Annotated in this window: 25 protein-coding genes and 1 tRNA gene; 11 read left to right on the forward strand and 15 right to left on the reverse strand. The window is 45.6% G+C overall.

All coding sequences use genetic code 11. The features are described 5' to 3' along the window. Positions 1-68: 68 nt before the first annotated feature. From ACYQ2N_RS07600 to ACYQ2N_RS07620, 5 genes are read right to left on the reverse strand one after another with little or no spacing between them, the layout of a single operon-like run. The gene (locus ACYQ2N_RS07600) at positions 69-290 is read right to left on the reverse strand and encodes a hypothetical protein (RefSeq protein WP_459998569.1); all 222 of its coding nucleotides are present in this window, start codon (positions 288-290) and stop codon (positions 69-71) included. A gap of 24 nt (positions 291-314) precedes the next feature. After that, positions 315-572, reverse strand: a complete 258-nt coding sequence (locus ACYQ2N_RS07605; protein ID WP_459998570.1) for a hypothetical protein — start codon at positions 570-572, stop codon at positions 315-317. A 50-nt stretch (positions 573-622) separates the two neighbouring features. Then, entirely contained in the window at positions 623-1,171 is a 549-nt protein-coding gene (locus tag ACYQ2N_RS07610; RefSeq protein ID WP_459998571.1) for a helix-turn-helix domain-containing protein, read from the reverse strand. After that, a complete protein-coding gene (locus ACYQ2N_RS07615) occupies positions 1,149-1,604 on the reverse strand; it encodes a 3D domain-containing protein (RefSeq protein ID WP_459998572.1) in 456 nt (151 codons plus the stop codon). Before ACYQ2N_RS07615 ends, ACYQ2N_RS07610 begins: the two co-directional genes overlap by 23 nt. Before the next feature lie 26 nt (positions 1,605-1,630). Continuing rightward, on the reverse strand, positions 1,631-2,002 hold the full coding sequence (locus ACYQ2N_RS07620) for a GcrA family cell cycle regulator (protein ID WP_459998573.1): 372 nt from the start codon (positions 2,000-2,002) through the stop codon (positions 1,631-1,633). A gap of 42 nt (positions 2,003-2,044) precedes the next feature. On the opposite strand from ACYQ2N_RS07620, the gene ACYQ2N_RS07625 reads away from it, so the two are divergent. Then, positions 2,045-2,266, forward strand: coding sequence for a hypothetical protein (locus tag ACYQ2N_RS07625; protein ID WP_459998574.1), 222 nt, complete (start codon positions 2,045-2,047; stop codon positions 2,264-2,266). A 39-nt stretch (positions 2,267-2,305) separates the two neighbouring features. Here ACYQ2N_RS07625 and ACYQ2N_RS07630 read toward each other — a convergent pair whose 3' ends face one another. The 3 genes from ACYQ2N_RS07630 to ACYQ2N_RS07640 all read right to left on the reverse strand — a co-directional run bounded on the left by ACYQ2N_RS07630 (position 2,306) and on the right by ACYQ2N_RS07640 (position 3,284). Then, positions 2,306-2,488, reverse strand: a complete 183-nt coding sequence (locus ACYQ2N_RS07630) for a hypothetical protein (RefSeq protein WP_459998575.1) — start codon at positions 2,486-2,488, stop codon at positions 2,306-2,308. Positions 2,489-2,639: 151 nt separating this feature from the next. Continuing rightward, on the reverse strand, positions 2,640-2,876 hold the full coding sequence (locus ACYQ2N_RS07635) for a helix-turn-helix domain-containing protein (protein ID WP_459998576.1): 237 nt from the start codon (positions 2,874-2,876) through the stop codon (positions 2,640-2,642). A gap of 153 nt (positions 2,877-3,029) precedes the next feature. Further along, positions 3,030-3,284 (reverse strand): helix-turn-helix domain-containing protein, encoded by a 255-nt coding sequence (locus tag ACYQ2N_RS07640; protein WP_459998577.1) that lies wholly within the window; start codon positions 3,282-3,284, stop codon positions 3,030-3,032. A gap of 147 nt (positions 3,285-3,431) precedes the next feature. On the opposite strand from ACYQ2N_RS07640, the gene ACYQ2N_RS07645 reads away from it, so the two are divergent. Next, complete coding sequence (locus tag ACYQ2N_RS07645; RefSeq protein ID WP_459998578.1) at positions 3,432-3,827, forward strand: helix-turn-helix domain-containing protein; 396 nt, start codon at positions 3,432-3,434, stop codon at positions 3,825-3,827. Between the two features lie 50 nt (positions 3,828-3,877). Here ACYQ2N_RS07645 and ACYQ2N_RS07650 read toward each other — a convergent pair whose 3' ends face one another. Next, positions 3,878-4,609 (reverse strand): Rv1352/Rv1906c domain-containing protein, encoded by a 732-nt coding sequence (locus ACYQ2N_RS07650; protein WP_459998579.1) that lies wholly within the window; start codon positions 4,607-4,609, stop codon positions 3,878-3,880. A 131-nt stretch (positions 4,610-4,740) separates the two neighbouring features. On the opposite strand from ACYQ2N_RS07650, the gene ACYQ2N_RS07655 reads away from it, so the two are divergent. The 5 genes from ACYQ2N_RS07655 to ACYQ2N_RS07675 all read left to right on the forward strand — a co-directional run bounded on the left by ACYQ2N_RS07655 (position 4,741) and on the right by ACYQ2N_RS07675 (position 10,122). Further along, positions 4,741-5,157, forward strand: coding sequence for an ImmA/IrrE family metallo-endopeptidase (locus ACYQ2N_RS07655; protein ID WP_459998580.1), 417 nt, complete (start codon positions 4,741-4,743; stop codon positions 5,155-5,157). Positions 5,158-5,195: 38 nt separating this feature from the next. Continuing rightward, the gene (locus tag ACYQ2N_RS07660; RefSeq protein ID WP_459998582.1) at positions 5,196-6,269 is read left to right on the forward strand and encodes a type I restriction endonuclease; all 1,074 of its coding nucleotides are present in this window, start codon (positions 5,196-5,198) and stop codon (positions 6,267-6,269) included. 187 nt (positions 6,270-6,456) lie between these two features. Beyond that, on the forward strand, positions 6,457-8,076 hold the full coding sequence (locus ACYQ2N_RS07665; RefSeq protein ID WP_459998584.1) for a DEAD/DEAH box helicase: 1,620 nt from the start codon (positions 6,457-6,459) through the stop codon (positions 8,074-8,076). A 278-nt stretch (positions 8,077-8,354) separates the two neighbouring features. Continuing rightward, positions 8,355-8,684: a hypothetical protein gene (locus ACYQ2N_RS07670; protein WP_459998585.1), complete on the forward strand. Its 330-nt coding sequence runs from the start codon at positions 8,355-8,357 to the stop codon at positions 8,682-8,684. Between the two features lie 187 nt (positions 8,685-8,871). Next, positions 8,872-10,122, forward strand: coding sequence for a tyrosine-type recombinase/integrase (locus tag ACYQ2N_RS07675; protein WP_459998586.1), 1,251 nt, complete (start codon positions 8,872-8,874; stop codon positions 10,120-10,122). A gap of 164 nt (positions 10,123-10,286) precedes the next feature. Here the strand turns inward: ACYQ2N_RS07675 and ACYQ2N_RS07680 are convergent. The 5 genes from ACYQ2N_RS07680 to ACYQ2N_RS07700 form a co-directional block, all read right to left on the reverse strand. Next, positions 10,287-10,361 (reverse strand) — tRNA-Thr (locus ACYQ2N_RS07680). A 62-nt stretch (positions 10,362-10,423) separates the two neighbouring features. Continuing rightward, on the reverse strand, positions 10,424-11,797 hold the full coding sequence (locus ACYQ2N_RS07685; protein ID WP_459998587.1) for a sigma-54 interaction domain-containing protein: 1,374 nt from the start codon (positions 11,795-11,797) through the stop codon (positions 10,424-10,426). A 435-nt stretch (positions 11,798-12,232) separates the two neighbouring features. Next, complete coding sequence (locus ACYQ2N_RS07690; RefSeq protein ID WP_459998588.1) at positions 12,233-13,657, reverse strand: sodium:solute symporter family protein; 1,425 nt, start codon at positions 13,655-13,657, stop codon at positions 12,233-12,235. 130 nt (positions 13,658-13,787) lie between these two features. Continuing rightward, positions 13,788-14,804 (reverse strand): agmatinase, encoded by a 1,017-nt coding sequence (gene speB / locus ACYQ2N_RS07695; protein WP_459998590.1) that lies wholly within the window; start codon positions 14,802-14,804, stop codon positions 13,788-13,790. A 338-nt stretch (positions 14,805-15,142) separates the two neighbouring features. Further along, positions 15,143-15,442, reverse strand: a complete 300-nt coding sequence (locus tag ACYQ2N_RS07700) for a hypothetical protein (RefSeq protein ID WP_459998591.1) — start codon at positions 15,440-15,442, stop codon at positions 15,143-15,145. Positions 15,443-15,765: 323 nt separating this feature from the next. Here ACYQ2N_RS07700 and ACYQ2N_RS07705 point away from each other — a divergent pair, with 323 nt between their 5' ends. The 3 genes from ACYQ2N_RS07705 to ACYQ2N_RS07715 all read left to right on the forward strand — a co-directional run bounded on the left by ACYQ2N_RS07705 (position 15,766) and on the right by ACYQ2N_RS07715 (position 19,109). Continuing rightward, positions 15,766-16,884, forward strand: a complete 1,119-nt coding sequence (locus ACYQ2N_RS07705; RefSeq protein ID WP_459998593.1) for a hydrogenase small subunit — start codon at positions 15,766-15,768, stop codon at positions 16,882-16,884. A 94-nt stretch (positions 16,885-16,978) separates the two neighbouring features. Beyond that, positions 16,979-18,331: a nickel-dependent hydrogenase large subunit gene (locus ACYQ2N_RS07710; protein ID WP_459998595.1), complete on the forward strand. Its 1,353-nt coding sequence runs from the start codon at positions 16,979-16,981 to the stop codon at positions 18,329-18,331. 109 nt (positions 18,332-18,440) lie between these two features. Beyond that, positions 18,441-19,109, forward strand: a complete 669-nt coding sequence (locus tag ACYQ2N_RS07715) for a cytochrome b/b6 domain-containing protein (RefSeq protein WP_459998596.1) — start codon at positions 18,441-18,443, stop codon at positions 19,107-19,109. A gap of 37 nt (positions 19,110-19,146) precedes the next feature. Here ACYQ2N_RS07715 and ACYQ2N_RS07720 read toward each other — a convergent pair whose 3' ends face one another. Continuing rightward, positions 19,147-19,569 carry an AMP-binding enzyme gene (locus ACYQ2N_RS07720; protein WP_459998598.1) on the reverse strand — a complete coding sequence of 141 codons (423 nt, stop codon included), beginning with the start codon at positions 19,567-19,569 and terminating at the stop codon, positions 19,147-19,149. 240 nt (positions 19,570-19,809) lie between these two features. On the opposite strand from ACYQ2N_RS07720, the gene murC reads away from it, so the two are divergent. After that, the gene (murC, locus tag ACYQ2N_RS07725; protein WP_459998599.1) at positions 19,810-21,159 is read left to right on the forward strand and encodes a UDP-N-acetylmuramate--L-alanine ligase; all 1,350 of its coding nucleotides are present in this window, start codon (positions 19,810-19,812) and stop codon (positions 21,157-21,159) included. The last annotated feature ends 28 nt before the right edge of the window (positions 21,160-21,187 follow it).

Raw genomic sequence — 21,187 nt, forward strand, 5'->3', positions numbered from 1 at the left:
CTGGCTAGTTTAAGCCTTTGAGACTTATCCCCGGTCACGATAAGAGGTGTGAAAATGACCTCCCCGTCTTAATAAGAGCCAAAAGCTCCCGTGCCTTCCCTGAAAAGCTGAATATTCCCCGCTTCATCCCTTTGAACTCCTTTCTTGGGAGTGAAAATGACCGCCCTAAAGCCTATTGCCCAAAATCCGTCTGAATCCCGTTCCCATCGCACGCCGCACTTTCGGCAGCGCGCAGTTTTGCGGTGGTATGCGAAACGTATGGCTTGTCCACATAAGCATTGGCCGGTCATATGTACCCCCTCCTTAGACTCTTTTCATATTTCGATACCAAGTTCCTTAAGGGATTGCTTCCAGATCTCCCTAACATCTTCATCACAATGAGCCATCGCATCTTCCCAGGTTGGCCAGCGTCCTTGTTGCTGATAGAATTTGTATTGGTAATACAAGCTTTGGGCGTTATGTGGCATCTCTGGACTGTGATCGACAGCGCACTCCTGACATACATCAGGCGCACACGGGAAAAGAATCCCTTCTTTGGCTAAATCAACGACCTGGACGTCTTTCTTTCCCACTTATTCACATTCCCCTCTCTTTTGTGGTATAATCCTGATAAGCAATTTCCTTAGCGGCTCATCAGAGCTGCTTTCTTTTTTGGCCGGGGTTTGATATAGCCTCGGCTTTCTAATTTCTGTCGGTGGGCTTCTTTGATGCTCATAGGGCTAATCCCATATTCCCGGCAGAAAACGTCTATACAAACGTCGATGGCCGTCCGGGAATCCATGAGCTCCATTAGGCTGTCGGCAATGGCTTCCCTCTGATCCTCAGTTACAGTTCGCGGAGGATTCAGGACTGCCACTTGCCTCAGGTGCTCCATTGCCTCCCCGAGTTCCTCAATGGTTTTATCTCTGACTACTGCTCGATGTAGATCTACATCCCCATCCAACCAGACCATTCCGGCAGCTCCCCCGGTCGCCTCATAGGCCACGGCCATTGCCAGCCGGTGGCTGTCGATAGTTTGTGTCAGGCCAGTCAGCACTTCGGCTGGTGCTGGGATCCGCTCGCGCTCATAATCACTGAGGGATGATTTGCCGATGTAGAGCTTTGCAGCCAAAGTTGTTAAGGAGAGATCATATTCTATCCGGGCTTCTCTAATCACTTGTCCGATGCTCATTTATGTACTCACCTCCTCCCGATGTGTAGATTATCAATACGTCCAGCTCCTGCGCTCCAAATTCGAATGCTGCTTCTCGGCTCTCCATAAATAGATCCAGCCGGTTGCCTTTGATGTCCCCGCCCCTGTCCGTAACTGTGTACGTTTTCCCAAGTGCAGGAATGTAGATCTCGGTACCGAATGGGATGCTCTCGTCGGCTGCTATGGTTCTGCCCTCTTTGACAAGCTCTCCGTTTTTGGTTATGCCCCGTCCATCCATGCCGGGATCATTTTTGGTGTAGGCAGTAATGGTCATGATCCGCTTTTCGATCTTGGGTTCAGTCTCTCCCCGGCTAATCTGAACAGACTCACGTTTAGCATCAACCTTTGCCGACAATTCGGGCGCAACCGCGATGTTTAGACATATTAAGATCAGGGCTGGAACCAGTAACATACTCACAACTACCCTGAGCATGTCGCTCACTCATCTAAAATCAGTGCATCGAAGGTGTTTTTGATGTCCAGGACTAATCGACTGAGAGCACTGTATGTCTTGGCTTGCTCAATGCTCGTCTCATCCCTGGCCACGGCGACCAACAGCGAATTGTTCAATGCATCGAAGGCTTGCTTCACGTCTTTATGCATCCCACGCTTCTTGGGTTTGGGTAGTGCCGCCTCAAATTCAGGATTGGGCGCCATCCCCTTGCACTTGTCAATTGTGATGCCGAGCTGGCTGCGCTTGTTGTAGACATCTTCCACGCGACATCCAAGAGTTGCGGCGATCTCTTTATTGCTTAAACCCTCCAAGCAAAGCTCCTTGAGCTTAGCCGTTTGTTCTTCCGACCATCTCATTTCTTATTGCTCCCTTCATATTTCTCACCGGAAACATAATGCTTGTCCATCCGAAACCCCGGAACAAAGGCGGATTGGATTCCGCCGCGTGCAGTAGTATGTTTAGCTTACCGACTCCGGCCAGCGTTTTGGTTCCCGACGGATGGTTTGCCCGGCCCGGAAGTAGGTCACTTTCCAACTTTGCTCCTGACGCTGCTTCCGGATCCTACGGACGCTCTCCCGGATGCGCTGTTCGCCGATGAGGGCGCGGACGGCGGCGCGTAGGAGCTTCTTGATGCGTTGCATGCGTATGTACCCTCCTTCCTATTCGTCATTTTTTGAAGCAAATGAGTCCTCAAAGATCGTCTTGCTGAAAGATTGGCTGACTACAAGGAGCTTCTCAAACTCTAGCTCAATAGCTTTCTTTAACTCTGCCTTGGCCTCCCAGTCAAGGCTGGAGCCGTATTTGTCTAGCCAGATTCTGATAAACGATTTAATTGGTGCCAATGTTTACTCCCTCCTTTCTTACGCCGCTGGCACTTCTTCCCTGGCCTCCTCTGGGCTATCGAAGTTCCCGATAAACTTCCCGTCCACCCAGAGTTCGTAATAGCCCCGCGGATTTGGGACGATTTCATAGGACATGGCGTCACCTCCCCTCTTATGCTCCTTTCCCTGTGAGCACTTCCACCCCACCGGTATTGATGAACTCCATAACTGCTTTAGTGGGGATCCTGATGCCTCGCCCTATCTTTGTGGCCGGGAGCTTCTTTCGCTTCACCAGCTCGTAGATGGTCCACCGGCTGCACTTCATAAGATCCGCTGCTTCCTGTGGCAAAAGCATTACCGACATATGTGTCCTTTCCGGTACCGCAGATACATTTTCTAACTGCTCCATTTCTAATCTCCTTTCACTTTGATTTCCACCAACACCAGGTTTCCGCATTTGGGGCATTTGATTGACAATACGAGTAAACCCCGAAGCGTAAATTCAGCAAGTTTCTTGTTGCAACGGTTGCAGCGCACCTGGTTCACTCAATGATCCCTCCTCTCAGATAGCGGCTTTGCATTCAGAAACATCTTCAGAAATAATCTTAGTTTCTAAGAGTTCATCTTCAAAAAAAATTGCTGGATTAGCACCAAAGGCCTTGCGGCAAATAAGTTCAAACATATCTACCGTAAGTCGTTGCCTTCCTAATTCAATTCCGTTTAGCGTTTTTGGATGAATTCCTATTTTATTTGCTACCCAAGCTTGAGTAATGCCTTTCTTCAACCTATAAAATCTGATTTTCTCATATATTTTCATACAGACTCACCACCTTTATTCTTAGTATCTAAGATTATGGGTCTATTTTAGTTCTTATTTCCTAAGATGTCAAGAGCTAATTCTAAGATTCTAAGACTTTGCTCTTATCTTCTCAGAATAATGGTATTATATGGTCGGGGTGAAATTATGAGCGAGACTTTGAGTTCAAGACTAAAGAATGCCCGCGTAAAAAAAGGAATGACTCAGATCCAAGTTATGCAACAAACAAATATTAATCATAAAACATTATCGGGTTACGAAAATAATGTTAGTGAACCCGATCTCAATACACTTAAAGTTCTAGCTCAATTGTACGGCGTCACCACCGACTTTCTCCTTGGCCGCACGGACATCCCGACCGCTGCCACCCCCGAGAGCATCTTCGACCGCGATAACGAGCCCACCGAAGTTGAACTCGAACAAATACTTCGCAATAGCCGCGTCAACTTTGACGGCGCACCATTAGATGATGAAGACAAAGAGGATATAATCAACTTCCTAAAGATGGCCTGGAATACCTTGAGAAAAAAGAAAAAAGACTAAGTAAAAATCTCAGTCTTCAATGTTGTCGGGCGTCTGGAAGAAATATTAACCTACTTCACTTTAATCTGTGCACCACTGAGCTTCAAGTACTGGCCATTCTTAACCGTAATGTAACTCTCTCCCTGAAGAATATCATTTGAAATAATGCTACCCATGGCGTGAGAACTGTTACTACTCACCTCTACATAGGACATATTCCCGCTAGGAACTACCTTGTATTCCCCTGCAGGTAGATCTACTCCCACCTTGTACATTCCCTCAGGCAACAACCCGTCAGATGGTTGAATTTTGGAGGCATCATTGAAAGCATACGCTGTACAACCGTTGAGTTTCAAATACTGACCGTCGATTACTGATATAATCGATCTGTTTTGAAAGGTATCGTTCGCGATGATACTGTTCATTTGACCGGTTGAATCTTTGTCTATTTCAAAGTAACTCATACTGCCACTGGCAACTAGCACATACTCCCCTGCTGGCATGTCGCCGCTAATCTTATACATCCCCGCCTTGTACGTCTTCACCGCCTTGTACGTCTTCACAGCAGGAGCAGGAGCCGGAGCCGGAGTTGCAGCCGGTTTTGAAGCAGAAGCGGATGTAGTTGGTGCAACAGTGGGACCACTTGAGGCTTGCGATGTCGGTGCGATCGTTGATGATGTGGAGGTACTCGAACCGTCTCCTTTAATCACCCCATAAATAATCAAGATGATAATCAGATACCCGATAGTCGCTACGATTTTCTTCCATACTTTGCCCGACCGAAACCCTGGAATTTTACTCATGTGTTTACACGCTCCTTTGTAGAGAAATATTTTGAAAATTCACTTCCTTAACTTCGCGATGCCAAAACGGTTTCCTGCAACTCGACAAACATATTCATTATTCGACTATTCTTACAACTGAGGTGGACACAATGCACTATATACAGCGCGCGGTTCGCGAACTAGTCGATGAGTACAGCACTCAGGACCCCTTTACCCTAGCTAAAGAGATGGGTATCCAGGTTTTCTATTATCCGTTCCGCAAAGTCAAGGGAATGGTCATTGAAATCGGCGCTCACAAGATGGTCGGCCTAAACTCTGAGTTGCCGGAACGTTTGCAGCGTGTAGTTCTGGCCCACGAGCTTGGGCATTATACTCTTTCCCCGGCTGGAGTCGGTTATTTCTTTACTAGCGAACATACTCTGATGGAATCAAAAGTTGAATACGAGGCCAACCGGTTTGCGGTCGAGCTCCTAGCTGGTGACGCTGATCCAGAGGAAGGTGAGACGTTAGAGCAATTTGCGGCGAGGATGGGAGTGCCCTGGGAGATGATAAGGCTGATAAAATGACTTGCTTTTTCCGAATCTTACGAAAGAAGGGGACACGCATGGACTTCATTGATCAGATTAAACAGTTCTCGAAACGGGCGGAGCAGCTTCAGCAGCACATTGGCACTGAGGAAGCGACGAAGACCTCGATTATCATGCCTTTTTTTCAATTGCTCGGATACGATGTTTTTAACCCAGCTGAGTTTATCCCTGAATTTACGGCTGATGTCGGCATCAAAAAAGGCGAAAAGGTGGATTATGCCATCGTGTTCGACGGCAAACCCATGATTTTGATCGAGACAAAATGGTGTGGGGAGAATCTCCAGAAACATGACTCCCAGCTATTCCGTTATTTTGGAACCACCCCTGCCAAGTTCGCAATACTGACCAATGGCATCATTTATAGGTTCTATACTGACCTGGACGAACAAAATAAGATGGATGAAAAGCCATTTCTCGAATTCAACCTTCTGGACATTAAGGAAAACTTGGTTCCAGAACTAAAGAAATTTCAACGTCAAAACTTCGATGTGGAAACAATCTTTAATACTGCATCCGAACTTAAATACACCAATCAAATTAAGCAGTTTATGTCCCAACAGCTCCTGAATCCATCCGATGAATTTGTCTCCTATATTCTAGGTGAAGTTTATCCTGGGCGCAAAACCCAAAACGTCATTGACAAATTTCGGGAGGTTGTAAAAAAATCATTGAACCAATTTGTGAATGAGCTAATGAACGAACGTATCAAAACGGCTTTAGAAGCCCCATCCAGTGAGATTACTTCGGATGAAACATCGGAACAAGAAGTAGCAAATCAAGAGCAGCCCTCAAAAATTCAGACTACTGAGGAAGAGTTGGAAGGCTATTTCATCGTCCGATCAATTTTACGGGAAATAATCCCTGTAAGCCGCGTCTCATCAAAAGACACCGAGTCTTACTTTGGAATTTTACTTGATAACAACATAAGAAAGTGGATTTGTCGTCTGCAATTCAACGCAAACCAAAAATCCATTATCATAGCTGATGAGACAAAGAAAGGTATCAAGCACTTGATCGAAAGTGTGGACGACATTTATAGCCTGAAGAAAGAGCTCTCTGATGCTGCTGAAAGATATGCGCAACCTTCTTGACAGGCCCCTGGGCGTATGTGGGACAAGCAGTTGGTGACATGTTTACCATTCACCATGCCGCTTGCGGCAAGGGAGACGGTCGTGGGGTATGGAGGGAGGTGATCCATGGCTGGATATATCATCGGTCTTGATACGTAGAGAGAACCATTTGGGACCCGGTCAAATCTGTTTGTAAGGGAGATAAATTATGGTTTTTGCTTATAACCCCAATTATTTTATTGAATCAGACCCAAATATTTATGGAAATGCTGACCTGCGAGAACCCCAAGTACAAGGCTATTCTCATGTATATGAACATTTTATCATTCAGAAAAAAACCACTCATGCTGTAATCGTTTTACCAACAGGAGTAGGAAAAACCGGTCTAATGGCATTGCTTCCATATAATATTAGCCAAGGCAGAGTTCTTATAATTACTCCTCAGATCACAATTAAGGATACAGTAGTAGATGCTTTAAACCCTGACATACCTGATAACTTTTGGCTTAAAAGAAAGGTGTTTGATAGGCCAAAGGATCTGCCGACATTGGTAGAATTTGAAGGAAGTAGGACACCTATTGAAGTATTGATAGTTGCAAACATTGTTGTATTGAATGTTCAAAAACTACAAAGCAGACTTGATTCTTCTCCACTAAATTTTTTACCCTCCGATTTTTTTGACATGATTATTATTGATGAAGCACATCATTCAGTAGCCAGAACTTGGGTTGAAACCATTTACCACTTCGCTGCTGCAAAGGTTGTAAAAGTAACAGGTACCCCAATACGCACTGATAAAAGAGAAATTGCTGGGGAGTTAGTGTACAAATATAAATTGAGTCAGGCAATGGCAAAAGGGTTTGTTAAAAGCCTGGAAAATCTTAATTATATCCCTGAGGAGTTATTTTTAACGATTGAAAATGACAAAGCCAAGACATACACAGTAAATCAAATTTATCAAATGAATCTAAAAGACGAGGACTGGGTGAGTAGATCGGTGGCTTACTCCACCGAATGTTCAGAAAAAGTCGTTGACGAAAGTATAAAATTACTTGAAGCAAAGCTATTAGATAATACTGTACCCCATAAAATCATTGCCACAGCTTGTAGTATTAGCCATGCTGAAGAAATTAAAGATATTTATGAAAGGAAAGGCTATAGAACTGCCTTAATCCACAGCAAATTAAGCGAAGAAGTAATTGACCAGGCCAAAAATGATATTAAAAATCACCGGGTAAAAGTAGTTGTAAATGTTTCTATGTTAGGTGAAGGTTATGATCACGAATTCCTGTCTATTGCTGCTATATTTAGACCATTTAGAAATCCGTTACCCTATACTCAATTCATAGGGAGAATTTTGCGTATTATCCCTGAGGAATTGGTATCAAAAGCATCTGATAACATTGGTCAGATTGTTTCTCATTGGCACCTAGGTTTGGAAAATCTTTGGAATACATATAAAATTGAAATTCAAGAAAGCGAAATTATCAAAAATCTTAATGAGACTGATATCATTTATGATAGTCCAGATCCTTCGGATGGTAATAAGGAACTAAGTCAATTAGATATCGGCCAGGCAAGTGAGCGAGGAACCGGGAAAATAATTGGTGACGTATACCTTACTACGGCAATTATAAAAAAGAAGCAGGAAGAAGAGAAAATCCGCGAAGAAAAGATTATTGAAATTCAAAAAATACTTCAGATAAACAGAGAAGAAGCATTAAAAGTGATAAATCTAACTGAAAACAAGGATTCTGATATTAAGCGTCCTGACAAATATTTCTCTAGTAAAAAGAAGGATATAGATGTTACAATAAAGGATCACTAAGTATAATATTGACCAGAAAGCAGATAATCTAAAAGAATGCCCTCTATTTCAAAATAATCGGTTTTCTTGGATAAAAAATAGAGGACAAAATAACGGTGGTTTTTTAGCTATATATTTTAGTCATTTTCTTAATTTTGAAATTGGAGCAAATAGAAGTTCTTGGAGTATTGATGATTTCGAAATAGCTAATCAGAAATTACCTGAAATTGTGGAATATGTTGAGAAGGTTTTAGAAGACTTTCTGAACATATAAATATCTTCCAAGGAGGGATACCAAAATGAAAGAATATATCGAAAAAATTTACAAACTTCTTCATAGTCCTCTGGTTACACCTTATAATCTATTGGAAAATGCAAAACTTCCTAACTATGAATATGTAAATTTCTACAAGGGAAACCAAGGATTAGTTTCTGAAATGAAATGCACACTCGATGACGGTAATAAAGCAATTTTTTATTACCATTTTGACCACGATGAAAATCTTCAATGTGTTTATATGTCCCAGGGAAAACAAAAACATTGTATCTTTGATAGGCAATCGGAAACTCAAAAAATGGTTTCCAACTATCAAAAGAACTCTGCATCAGAAAAAATTATTGCAATATAGGAACAAATTTTATACAATTAAAATTAAAAGAGCGCCAGAGCACCAGCGCCAGTATCCGGATCGGCCAGAGAGCCAGAGCGCCAAACAATTTTTAGAGGGCCTTCAGAGCCCCGCATATTCTCCTTAGTATTCTTAGGGAGAGGTGCGGGGTTTTTGCTTTTTAGAGCCCCAGTGTGGAGGCATGTATATGTATTCAGGGCACATTGAAAAAAAAGGCAAAGACCGCTACACAATCATAATTGAAAGTGGCCGAGATTCAGAGGGTAAACGAAAAAGAATTAAAAAGGCATTTCACGGAGGAGGACGTGAAGCTGATAAAGAACTCGCACGACTGATAACTGAGCTTGAAGCCGGAGCCTATGTTAAGTCCACCAAAATGAACTTCGGGGAATTTTTGTTGCTTTGGCTTAAAGAGTATGCCAAGGATAATGTCGCAGACCGAACCTATGAGTTTTATGAGAAAATGTTTGAGAATCATACAATTCCGCAACTTGGTCCAATTCCATTGGACAAGCTTATGCCCCTTCAGTTACAAAGGTATTATAACTATTTACGGACGGAAGGAAGAAAGGATGGTAAGCCAGGAGGGCTGGCAGAACCGACCGTATTTAAGCACCACTGCATTATTCACAAAGCTTTAAAAACAGCGGTAAAATGGCGGCTCATCCGTGAAAACCCGTCAGACTTTGTTGAAAGGCCAAAACGTCCGGACTCAGATATTGCATCCTTTTACGAGCCCGAACAAGCAATCAAAATGTTAGACTGTGCGAGAGAAAACGAACCAATTAATAAATATGCCATTCTACTGGTCGCTGTTTATGGCGGCAACCGTCGTGGTGAAATCCTTGGACTACGTTGGCAGGATATTGACTGGGAGAACAATATCCTAAGAATAAGGCAGACTGTTCAGTATACAAAGGAAAAAGGAATTTTCATTAAAGGAACAACCAAAAGTAAAAAGGGGAAACGTGACATTAAAGTACCTGATATAGTTTTGGATGCTATACGCCAACATCAAGCTAAACAACAAGAATTTAAAGATACTTTGGGCAAGGATTATAACGATAATGATCTAATTTTCTGCCAGGATGATGGTAAGCCTATGCATCCGGATACTATATCCAGTTGGTTTCCGGAATTTTTATCGGAAAATAAACTCCCGAGAATCCGCTTTCATGACCTTCGTCATACGAATATCACAATTATGATTGCAAATAAAGTGCCTGACATTGAGATAGCACGCCGGGCCGGCCATTCGGATCCTGCTACTCCTCATCGATTATATGGCCACGTTTACGCAAGTATGAAAGATGAAGCAATGGATGCAATTGAAAACGCCTTGCAAACTCCCAAGGCATCCGAAACACCTCCACCGCCTGAACCATCAGAAACCCCAAAAGCCAAAATCATTGCTTTTCCAAAAAGAAATCTTGCCTAGCATCAAAATCCTCAGAACACTTTCTGAGGATTTCTTTTAGGTAATGTATGGTGGTGAAAAGCACCGCTTAGCACATTTGGGCACCAAATGGGCACCAATTTAGCTTTTTTACCTTTTCCATAAAAAACGAAAACCCGCAATCACTTGCGGGAGTAAGGTTCCAATGGAGCCGATGGTCGGAATCGAACCGACGACCTGCTCATTACGAGTGAGCTGCTCTACCTCTGAGCCACATCGGCATTATTAGACGAATGTTATTTTACTTGATTTTTAGATTTTCGTCAACTAAAGTTTAGATTTTTTACCCCATCTTGTATTTCTTCAGCTTGCGCACTGCCGTGGGCTGGCTTATACCCAAATACTCAGCCAGTTTGACCGTGCTGGGATACTTCTCATAGACTCTGCGGATGAGGCTGCCTTCGAATTCGTCAAGCATCTCGCGCAAGGTTTTCCCTTCAACAGCGGCCGCCGTTGATTGGACTGAAATTTCAGGGGGCAAATCTTCTGCACGGATAACTTGATTTTCTACTGTCAGCACCAGGCGCTCTATCATATTTTCGAGCTCGCGCACATTTCCAGGCCAGGGATATTTAAGCAGAATATCAAGTGCCTGTTCACTCAGCCTTTTATCTTGAAAGTACATCGTGTTAAAACGCTGTATAAACTTCATGATCATTTGCAGCAAATCTTCCGACCGCTCGCGCAAGGGCGGAATGTAGATTGGAACAACGGACAAACGGAAGTAGAGATCCTGCCTGAATCTTCCTGTTCTCACAGCCTCGCTTAAGTCCATATTCGTAGCAGCGATCAAACGAAAATCCACCTGTTTGGCTTTCGTGCTTCCGATAGGGAAAAACTTTTTCTCCTGGCTTAGGGTTAAGAGCTTTACTTGCAAGTTCAAGGGTAGATCTCCCACTTCATCGAGAAAAAGGGTACCTCCCTCAGCAGCTTCCACCAGTCCTTTCTTTCCCTGCGGGCTGGCACCGGAAAAAGAGCCAGCCACATACCCGAATAATTCTGATTCCAGGAGGTTTTCCGGTATACTTCCACAGTTAATCTCGATTATCGGGCCGTTTTTGCGCTTGCTGTGGCTGTGGATAAACCTCGCGATCAGGTTTTTCCCTACCCCTGATTCTCCCGTAAGCAAGACGGCAGCATCGACTTCAGCAATTCTCTGCGCGGAAGCCAGAGCCCGTTTCATCTCAGAGCTGGAGGCAATGATTCCGTCCTTCTCCCTGCTCTTAAGTTCCAGTAGTTCGCTCTGGACTTTCTTCACTTTTTCTTCCATGATATTGGCATATTCCCTAAGGTGCATCAACTCAGTTACGTCATGGGAATAGCTGACAACAAAGCGAACATCTCCGTTTTCGTCAAAAATGGGGCTGGCTGTTACCAAAAGCTTGATTCCGGACAGGGTCTCCTGAATTAAGCTTTGCCTGGCTTGTGTTTGCAGCACTATTTTACTTATAGACGGGTTGAAGATTTTGTCACGCTCGAGCTCATCAACTGAGCGCCCGATAATATCCTGACGGGAAGCGTACATTTCATCCACTGCTTCATTAGCATAAAGGACAATCCCGTTCCCGTCGGTAATGACCACATGGTTGTTAATCGAATCAAGGATCTCTTTCCAATCCCAAGTCGCTTCTGTCACGGTCTTTTCACCCTTTTCCATTACCGCGTCCCCGCATGCACTGCCGCAGTTTAAACAGCTCCCACCGGCAGCAGCCTGAAAATCAAACGGGCATTTTTGCCACAGAAAGCTGGCACTGACAGAACTAATATAATTAAAGATCAATATAATTCTGATGATAGTACAAGCATACTACAGAAAACTTAGAACAGGGTAGCAGACAAAAAACATAAAAAGATTAACCGTCCGCACCGACAATTCTCAGCGGAAAGAGACGAATTAGTGGATCAGCGAACCTCAAAATTTGTGAGGTTTTCGGCAATACTCCCGCTCACTGTGGCTATCACATTATGGGCAACTCTTGCTCTGCTTAAAAAACATCCCTCCCATAGCAGTTATGTTATTCTGCCACGGAAGGGCTTTTTTTGTTCATTCCATGTCTAGGTCTCAATTCAATCCAATTATCTCTGATACTTGTTAAAGGCCCTGGTTTTGCGACAGCCTGTTTTGCCACTCCTGCATTTGCTCTGCCGAGATAGGTTTTGTAAGGAAACTTCCGACGACCAATGTCACCAAGCTGACAGCAATGCCGTAGATTATGGGGTCGGTAGAACTAATACCCTGGATTCCCAATCCAGCAATAACGACCGCTGCACTGATAACGATTGACCAGAAAGTAGCTTGAGCAGTGGCACGCTTCCAGAAAAAACCAGCCACCACAGGTACCAACACTGAGCCTGACAAAATGGCATAAGCTACATCTAAGGCCACCAATACATCCTGTAACCAGATTGATATAGCAATGAGCAACAATCCCAAAACAAAGGTTGCAATCCGCGATACTTTGACTAACTGCCTGTCATTCGCTTGAGGATTAACAAGTGGAATATAGATATCATTTACAAACAGGGTAGTAGACGCAATTAATGTGCCGCTGGCAGTAGACATCAAGGCCGACAACAGCCCTGCGAGAACCAACCCGGAAACTCCCGGCGAGAGTAATTTTAATGCCAGCTCTGGAAAGGCCCGTTGAGGATCTGCCAGGTTTGGCAGTAAGATTACCGCGGCCATCCCCACTAAAGCCCCGCCCAGAGCATATAGAATAGAATAAGCCCCTGCCAATACCGAACCATATTTTGCAACTTTCCCACTCTTAGCCGTAAAAACCCGTTGCCACACGTCCTGCCCAATCAGCAAACCTAAAAAGAATAGGAGGAAATAGGCCAAAATAGTCTTGTAACCGATACTCGTGAGATTAAAGTAGCTCTCCGGCAATTTCTGACTGAGTACCGCAAAACCACCGACAGCCCCAAGCGCTTTTGGCACCATTAAAACGAAAAGGCCAATCGTCATAACCCAAAACTGAATGACATCTGTAAGGGTAATCGACCACATACCCCCTACGAATGAGTAGATAAGAACGATCAAGCCGCCTACAAACATTGACATTTTGGGATCCCAACCCATGAAACTGGCAATTACCGAACCCATCCCGACAACCTGGGTAACGGCAACCATGGTTGTGTAAACAATCATCACCATGGCACTAATGTAACGGGATTTGGAATCATAGCGTTTTTCTAACATCTCGCTGATACTAAGCACCTTTAAGTTAGACATTTTAGAGGTCATTAACAGCCCTAAACCTATAATCCCTGACCCTAACATCACCACTAACCATATCCCAGAAATTCCGAATTTATAGCCGAGTTTAGCTGTGCCCAGGGTCGAGGCACCACCTAAAATTACAGCCGCCAGAGCCGGAACGAACATCCCATAATTCAAGCGTCGCCCCGCTAACAAATAATCATCGCGGCTTTTAACTCTCATAGACCCTATTACGCCGGCTCCTATCATGACGATAAAGTATAAAATAATTACCGCAAAATCCAACCCGCGCATTCTCATTCCCTCCTTTTGTTTACTTTTTCTACATGTGAACTGATGTACACGTGCTATTTATTCATTTTTATACCCCCCTTTTAATTTTAGGTACGCTCTTGGATTATCTTCCGAGGGCTATTTTTTGCCTTCAGTCAACCATTGCCAAGGTGTGGCTTGCGGATTTGTCAAAAGCGATTCCTATTCTCGAGCCCTCGCTTCGCTCCCTTTTCCCGAGAGCTTGCAAAGTGAGAAATTCATACACGATAGTGGCAGCAGCGGCGGCGGTTATTTGACCGTGATCATACGCAGGCAAGACCTCCACCAAATCGAACCCAACGAAATCCAGGCTTTTTAAGCCACGCACCAGCGCCAAAGCATCATCAATGCTGGCACCAGCCACCTCAGGCGTCCCGGTTCCCGGCGCATAGGCAGGGTCCAGAAAATCAATGTCAAAGGAAAAGAATACCGGCCCGCTTCCCACCCTGGTGCGGATCGTCTCGATCATGCGCTCCACGCCGGCTTTCTTAAACTGATTCGTGCTCCACACCTCAAAACCCAAATCGCGTGAAACTTGCAGGTCCTGCGGCCCGTAAAGCCCGCCGCGCATTCCAACTTGAATCGAGCGCTTGATGTCCAGCAGCCCTTCCTCAGCAGCGCGCCTAAACGGAGTCCCGTGATTGTATTTCTGTCCGAAATAACTGTCCCAGGTATCAGCATGAGCGTCGAAATGAATGAGGGCGACAGGCCCATGCTTTTTGGCAATGGCACGCAATTCCCCCAGGGTGATTGCGTGGTCCCCGCCAAGTACAACCGGGATTATCCCCTTTTCCACCACAGGATAGAGATTCTCCACAATCTTGTCATACGTAGCTGTGATATATCCGGGGACAACCGGAAGATCCCCATAATCCACTCCTGAAACATAATCAAAAACATTAATGTCCTGTTCCGGATTATAGGGGCGAAGCAAGATGGAAAAATCCCGGATAGCTTCCGGGCCGAACCTCGCTCCCGTGCGGAAAGACTGCCCTGTGTCAAAGGGAATCCCGGTGATTACAAAATCCATGTCACTGTCAAGCTGTTCAATGTAAGGAAGCCGCATAAATGTGCGCGGACCGCAAAAACGCGGAGATTCAAACGAATCTTTCGGTTGATACTTGCCCATAGTTTTCTCCTCCTCATTTTCAGTGTAATAGTGCGATTATTCAGTTACATATGCAAGGATAATGCCAATATTCAGAAAAGCGTATACCGTCTGCCTTTTTACGCTAATTGGGAGGATTTAATCATTGTCTAAGTATTCAATATTGAATAGCATCCGAGTTTTCGCATTATAGCAATAGCTGGCCTTAACCACTATTCAACTATGAATAGTGTATTCGTTTATGAATAACAAAAAGACGATTGGAGAACTGGTCCAAGTTTGCTCCAAACTGTAGCTTAACCGACAGAATAGGACTAGGTTGACCATGATGCCAACCTAGTCCTATTCTCATTTAAGACCTAAAATAAACGGGGAAGATCATAGCGGGGATCGAAAGGCTGAGGAATTCCAAGCCTCCGTTCCATACGCTGGAGCCACGGGGGCTCAAACTGCTCCTCATAGAGTTCCCACCACAGAGGCTCACGGCCTGGCTTGATGCCCAAACGCGCTTGTTGTTCCCTAAGCCAGCGCGGTTCAAATTGCTCTTCGAATCTTTCCCAAGCCTCGGGCTCATACCCACCACGATAGCTGAGAGGATAATAACGCACATAGGGTGGATAAGGGGTGTAAATTGGGACATAATTAACTATGCGATGCATTCGGTTCACTCCTTCTGTCTAAGACTTCGCTTGCCTACATTACCCGTAATCCGTTCTCTTGTCACCACAGCATACATTTTTGCAACGTACACCGCAGGATTCCTGCCGAACGAATACATTTCTGCTTGGCTCATTGACTTCCGCTCTTTAAGTCAAATTAGCGACGGGATTCCTACTACCATATTATTCCACGATACTTAGATAGAAAGTTGGCCACGAGTTTTTTCTTGTATTTTCGGACAGACTAAGTTCTCAGAAGACCGTGTTATGTGCTTAACGCAAGGCATCATATACAGTCTGCAACGGCCTAAAGGAGGATCTGCTTGTTAAGCCGCAGGGAGTTTTTAGGTTTAGTGCTCAAGGGCGCTGTCCTGGGCAATTTTATAAATTTGGTTACTCCTCCCTTGCGCAAGGCTCTCGCCCAAGGGGAAGTCAAGAAGATTCCTGTCGTTATGATTGAAACCGGAACTTGTACCGGAGACAGCATTTCGCTCGATAATATTTGGTCACCGACATTTGCCGATATCCTGACGAACCTTATTGACTGGCGCTATGATTGGACCATAATGCAAAGCCAAGGGAAGCAGGCTTACCAGGTGCTTTTGGATACCTATGCCAAAAACCCTTATGAATACATTCTTATTGTCCAAGGTACCATGATTCACCGTGATCAAGGCCACTATAATCACGTGGGCCTAGAAGACGGCAAATTAATCACCGGACTGGAATTGGTCCGGCGTATCGGCCTGAAAGCAAAGTATGTGGTGGCAATTGGAAGCTGTGCTACCTTTGGCGGACCTGTAGCCGCTTATCCCAACCCTACTCGTTCAACCGGTGTCCAAGATATTCTGCCGGAGAGACGGGTTATTAACGTCTCCGGCTGTCCGGCCCACCCCGATTGGACCATGGGAACACTATTTCACTTGGCCCTTTACGGCGAACCGGATCTCGACAAGTTTGGGCGTCCCAAGATGTTTTACGGGGAAACGATTCATAACAACTGTGAACGGCGGCGCTATTATGACCAAGGGATTTTTGCCACCGACATCGGGCAAAAAGAATGTCTCTTCCGCGTAGGCTGTAAAGGGCCCGTCACTTACGCCGACTGCCCTATACGCGCCTGGAATGACCATATAAACTGGCCGGTAGGGTGCAACTCCCCCTGCATCGGATGTACGGAACCCGGCTATACTGACCAAATGGAACCGTTCACTTCACATTTACCGGACATCCCATTTCCCGGCGGCACCAAAGTTGCTACCAATAGCATCGGGCTCGGGGTGCTCGGAGTAACTTCGGCAGCGATCACCGGGCACTTAGCAGTTTCCCTTTATAAAGGGAGACTGCACAAGAACCTGATTAAATCAACAGCTAAAGCTAAACATCGCCCAACCGTTGTCAAGGCGAAAGAATTTCATATTTACCATTTAAAACGCAAGTGATGCATAGAAAATGATCACTCATGACTGCTAACTTTGGGAGTGACCTTCTCTGGAAAAGAAAACCATTTTCCCGTTTACCCGTATTCACAATCCGATGCTGATTGAGGTCTGGCTCGACAACGGGGTCATAAAAGATGCTTTCATTTCCGACACCCTATATCGCGGCTTTGAAGAAATCCTAATCGGACGTCCCGCAGTTGACATGCCTTACTACACTCAGCGCATCTGCGGCATCTGTTCTTCCGCCCACGCGATGGCTGCCAGTTTCGCCGTTGAACAAGCTCTCGCCATGCAAGTGCCTCCGAACGGCATACTCCTGCGCAACCTAATCGTGGTCGGGGATTTTATTCAAAACCACATCCGCCATCTTTACTTAATGGCTATGCCGGACTATTTTAAGGGTCCGGATATCGCCCCTTTTACTCCTCACCTGGACGGAGACTTCCGCCTCAGTCAGCAGGAGGATAAGCGCATGACTGAGCATTATTTCAAGGCAATCGACATCTCCCGCCTGGGCCATGCCGCCTTTGGCGTCTTTGGCGGCAAAGCCCCGCACGGTCATGGAATTGTGCCCGGAGGAGTAACAATGGATATTAATACTGAGAGGATCAACCGCTATCGCGGTTTTTTGGTTGAGATTCTAGACTTTATTAATGATGTCATGATCCCGGATGTGGAGTTAATTGCCGAACGTTATCCGGAATATGTTGACCTTGGGCGCGGAAACGGAAATTATCTTTCAGTCGGGGGCTTTAACGGGCTTGATGGCAACACCCTCTTTCCTCAAGGTGTAATCTTAAATGGGTCGTTGCGCACAGAGTATGATGAAGGACTGGTCACAGAAGATGTCACTACTGCTTGGTATAAGCAGACCGGCCCAATACATCCCTCTGAGGAAACAACGGTCCCAGATCGGGGACAGCCTAAAGGGTATTCTTGGATTAAAGCTCCACGCTACCGGGGAGAAGCTATGGAAACGGGCCCGCTGGCTCGCCTCCTTATCGGCAAAGAAAAAGTAATAGGCTATGGGGCAATTGCCCGCTTGTGGGCGCGCACTATAGAAACGAAAAAAATAGCCGAAGCGGCAATGCTCTGGCTAACACAACTGCATCCGGGTGCAGAAACCCTTAATACTGCAAAAGGGCAAGAATCCGGCACCGGAGTTGGGCACTTTGAAGCCATGCGTGGCGCACTCGGGCATTGGATCAAGGTCGAGAACGGACGGATCAAGAACTACCAAATCGTTACCCCGTCAGCCTGGAATTTCAGTTCACGCGATGACAAAGGCAAGCGCAGTGTCGGCGAGAGCATCCTGCTCGGGCTTACTTCCCTTACTGACGAGTTAATAGAAGGAGGACGTTTAATCCGCTCCTTAGACCCGTGCTTCTCTTGTACTGTTCATCTTTTGGAAGGGAACAAAGTACGTTCCCTAGATATTGAGGTATAGCCCTTGTTTAATTTTCCTCCATCGCAAGGCTTTTTGTTTCTATAGGAATGTGTTATCTCTGCAGGCTGTCCATTTCACATAGATTAAACTGTAGAATAGAGGCAAATGTATGTACGGCGATTTTTTGCACAAACCGAAGCAAAGTCAATACCCGCGGAAGCAGGTGTTCAAAGAATTAAGAAAGAGTCAGATAGCGGATCAAGTGATCCCTTTCCAACCCTTAACCGTAAGAATTTTTCATTGGGGCTTTGCTTTAGGCTTGGTAATGATAATTCTGACCGGATTTGAACTGCACAGCCCGTTCACATTCTTGGCCTTTAATTATGGCAGAGTGTTTGAGGTGCATATGACTTTCGCCTGGCTCTCCCTCGCCTTTGCTGCTCTACGGCTCGTTGACGCTATCGTACGCAAAGATGCTTCCCTAGTACCTAAACTATCGGACTTCAAGGGATTCCTGGGAGTACTTGCTTATTACTTTTTCCTACGTGATTCCCTGCCTCCGGGGGGAAAATACAACAGCGGCCAGAAGATTATTTTCTTTTCTTGGTTTGTTGTCTTTGCTGTGGCAAGCTTACTGGGGATAGCTTCTTACTTCATGGATGAGCACTTGGTGTGGGTATGGCGTCTGCTAGGAGGATGGCAGGCCGTGCGCTGGGTCAAGTATGCTACAGCGATATATTTTAGCGCCACGATCCTGGTGCATGTCTATCTGAGTTTCACGGAAGACTTAAGCCGCTTGCAGGCCATGATTACCGGGTATGAGCGGCGGGAGCGGTGAAATCAGCTATTTCAGATTATAAAATTCAGTCCGGATCTTACTCCCACTCACTCAGGACATTGCGCAGAATTTTACCTGATCTGGTCATGGGCAGCTTTTCCCGGATTCCTACGTTAATCGCAAGCGCCAAACCCAAGTTGAACTTCTGGCGCAGATAATCCTGAACCCCTCGACTGAACTCAGTAAGGTTAAACCCGGCAAAGTTAGTTCCTTCATCTAAATTGGAATTTCCACCGACTTCTCCGGCATCAGGCTCCAACGCCAAAAATACTTTGAGCAGCGGCTGCTGACGGTAGCGGCACTCGGCAGCCACTCCCGCTTCGAGGACACTTGGATATTCCAGCAGAGCAGACTCGATCCGGGAATAACTGATAAATCTATCGAGCATAATGCCGTCACGCTGGTATCCGTCATAGAAGCCCATTTCATCCTGAAGCACCGCACTTACGCAAGTTCCCATTTTCAACCCTGCTTTCTGTGTAAACTCCTCCTGTTAACATTATACTTTTTCCCCGAGGTATTTTAATGAATTTTCCGCCAATTGCAAAAACTGCGGTGTGAACGGTCGAATTCCCTTGTCCAGTGCAAAATACTGGCGCAAATTTCCTGGTATAATAATGATACTTTTCTGCGCGACATTGGTTATAATGTAGGGTAGGGTTAATAGCAAGCATTGCAACTTAAGAAGGGAAGATCCGCTTTGCCATTACATATTCATTTTGTAGGAATCAAAGGAACAGGCATGAGTGCCCTGGCTCAAGTGAGCGCCAAAATTGAAGGAGCCTCGATTTCCGGTTCTGATGTGGAAGAACGGTTTTTTACGGATGCAGTATTAGAACGGGCGCAAATCCCGGTTTTAAGTTTCTCCCCGGAGAATGTGGCCAAAGCTGATCTAGTTGTCGCTTCAGCCGCCTACACCAAAGAGCATCCTGAAATCGCGCGGGCTTTGGAGCTGAAGATCCCTGTGCTTTCCTACCCTCAGTATTTGGGACGTCTTATGTCTAAAAAACGCGGGATAGCGGTTGCCGGCACTCACGGCAAGACAACCACTACCGCCATGATCGGACTCATCTTGCTCCAGGCAGGAATTGATCCCACAATTGTCGTCGGGAGCGATGTCCCCAGCATCGGTGGGAACGCCTATTCCGGACACGGGGAGTTTTTCCTGGCAGAATCGTGTGAGTACCGCCGCCATTTTCTCAATTATTCCCCTGAATATCTGATCATCACCAACATTGAGTTTGATCATCCGGACTATTTCAGTGACTTAAGTGATGTTATTACAGCTTTTACCGAGTTTGCCGCAAAAGTACCGCCTACAGGCCGCATCTTTTTATGGGCCGAAGACCCTAACCGCGCAACCATCAAGAGCAAGGCACCAATTACAACTTTCGGCTTCGCCGCGGACGCAGATATAAGAGCGACCGATATCATGTTTCACGATCAGGGAAGCTCGCTGAAGGTAATGATTGATGATAGTTTTGTTGGAACTCTTGAACTGCATGTGGCCGGAAAGCATAACATCTTAAATGCCTTGGCCGCAATTGCTCTCTGCCGGGAAATAGGAATCCCGCTGACGCAGATTATTACCAGCCTGTCTCAATTTAACGGCACTAAGCGCCGTTTTGAACACATCGGTAATCGGGATGGAGCGCTCATCGTTGATGACTATGCCCATCACCCGACAGAAATCCGCACCACTTTGGAAGGCGCGCGCCTGTCCTATCCGGATCGGCGCATCCGGGCTATATTCCAGCCCCATACCTTCACGCGCACGGAAAAGCTTTTGGAAGAATTCTCCCTAGCATTTGGTTCAGCCGATGAAGTAGTGATTGCCGAGATCTTCGCTTCAGCCCGCGAGCAAAACCTTCACACCATCTCAGCCACAGTCCTGGCGGAGCTTATTCAAAAGCAAGGGATTCAGGTCCGCTATTTCTCCACCCTCGATGCCATTAAAACCTATGTGGCGGAGACAATCGCGCCTCAGGATTTGGTGCTAACCCTGGGAGCGGGGGACATCTATAAAGTAGGCCAGGGTCTGGTCGTGTGATCTTAGGAGACTATGGATTAGGGGCAAA

Source organism: Paradesulfitobacterium aromaticivorans, assembly GCF_054657415.1.

What these genes read in the sequence shown, in the direction of transcription:
- ACYQ2N_RS07715 (WP_459998596.1), top strand. Translation starts at nt 18,441, where the DNA reads ATGTACGGCGATTTTTTGCACAAACCGAAGCAAAGTCAATACCCGCGG.
- ACYQ2N_RS07710 (WP_459998595.1), top strand. Translation starts at nt 16,979, where the DNA reads ATGCTGATTGAGGTCTGGCTCGACAACGGGGTCATAAAAGATGCTTTC.
- ACYQ2N_RS07670 (WP_459998585.1), top strand. Translation starts at nt 8,355, where the DNA reads ATGAAAGAATATATCGAAAAAATTTACAAACTTCTTCATAGTCCTCTG.
- ACYQ2N_RS07635 (WP_459998576.1), bottom strand. Translation starts at nt 2,876, where the DNA reads ATGGAGCAGTTAGAAAATGTATCTGCGGTACCGGAAAGGACACATATG.
- ACYQ2N_RS07690 (WP_459998588.1), bottom strand. Translation starts at nt 13,657, where the DNA reads ATGCGCGGGTTGGATTTTGCGGTAATTATTTTATACTTTATCGTCATG.
- ACYQ2N_RS07700 (WP_459998591.1), bottom strand. Translation starts at nt 15,442, where the DNA reads ATGCATCGCATAGTTAATTATGTCCCAATTTACACCCCTTATCCACCC.
- ACYQ2N_RS07675 (WP_459998586.1), top strand. Translation starts at nt 8,872, where the DNA reads ATGTATTCAGGGCACATTGAAAAAAAAGGCAAAGACCGCTACACAATC.
- ACYQ2N_RS07720 (WP_459998598.1), bottom strand. Translation starts at nt 19,569, where the DNA reads ATGGGAACTTGCGTAAGTGCGGTGCTTCAGGATGAAATGGGCTTCTAT.
- ACYQ2N_RS07685 (WP_459998587.1), bottom strand. Translation starts at nt 11,797, where the DNA reads ATGGAAAAGGGTGAAAAGACCGTGACAGAAGCGACTTGGGATTGGAAA.
- ACYQ2N_RS07660 (WP_459998582.1), top strand. Translation starts at nt 5,196, where the DNA reads ATGGACTTCATTGATCAGATTAAACAGTTCTCGAAACGGGCGGAGCAG.
- speB (WP_459998590.1), bottom strand. Translation starts at nt 14,804, where the DNA reads ATGGGCAAGTATCAACCGAAAGATTCGTTTGAATCTCCGCGTTTTTGC.
- ACYQ2N_RS07640 (WP_459998577.1), bottom strand. Translation starts at nt 3,284, where the DNA reads ATGAAAATATATGAGAAAATCAGATTTTATAGGTTGAAGAAAGGCATT.
- ACYQ2N_RS07665 (WP_459998584.1), top strand. Translation starts at nt 6,457, where the DNA reads ATGGTTTTTGCTTATAACCCCAATTATTTTATTGAATCAGACCCAAAT.
- ACYQ2N_RS07615 (WP_459998572.1), bottom strand. Translation starts at nt 1,604, where the DNA reads ATGTTACTGGTTCCAGCCCTGATCTTAATATGTCTAAACATCGCGGTT.
- ACYQ2N_RS07655 (WP_459998580.1), top strand. Translation starts at nt 4,741, where the DNA reads ATGCACTATATACAGCGCGCGGTTCGCGAACTAGTCGATGAGTACAGC.
- ACYQ2N_RS07645 (WP_459998578.1), top strand. Translation starts at nt 3,432, where the DNA reads ATGAGCGAGACTTTGAGTTCAAGACTAAAGAATGCCCGCGTAAAAAAA.
- ACYQ2N_RS07650 (WP_459998579.1), bottom strand. Translation starts at nt 4,609, where the DNA reads ATGAGTAAAATTCCAGGGTTTCGGTCGGGCAAAGTATGGAAGAAAATC.
- ACYQ2N_RS07600 (WP_459998569.1), bottom strand. Translation starts at nt 290, where the DNA reads ATGACCGGCCAATGCTTATGTGGACAAGCCATACGTTTCGCATACCAC.
- ACYQ2N_RS07620 (WP_459998573.1), bottom strand. Translation starts at nt 2,002, where the DNA reads ATGAGATGGTCGGAAGAACAAACGGCTAAGCTCAAGGAGCTTTGCTTG.
- ACYQ2N_RS07610 (WP_459998571.1), bottom strand. Translation starts at nt 1,171, where the DNA reads ATGAGCATCGGACAAGTGATTAGAGAAGCCCGGATAGAATATGATCTC.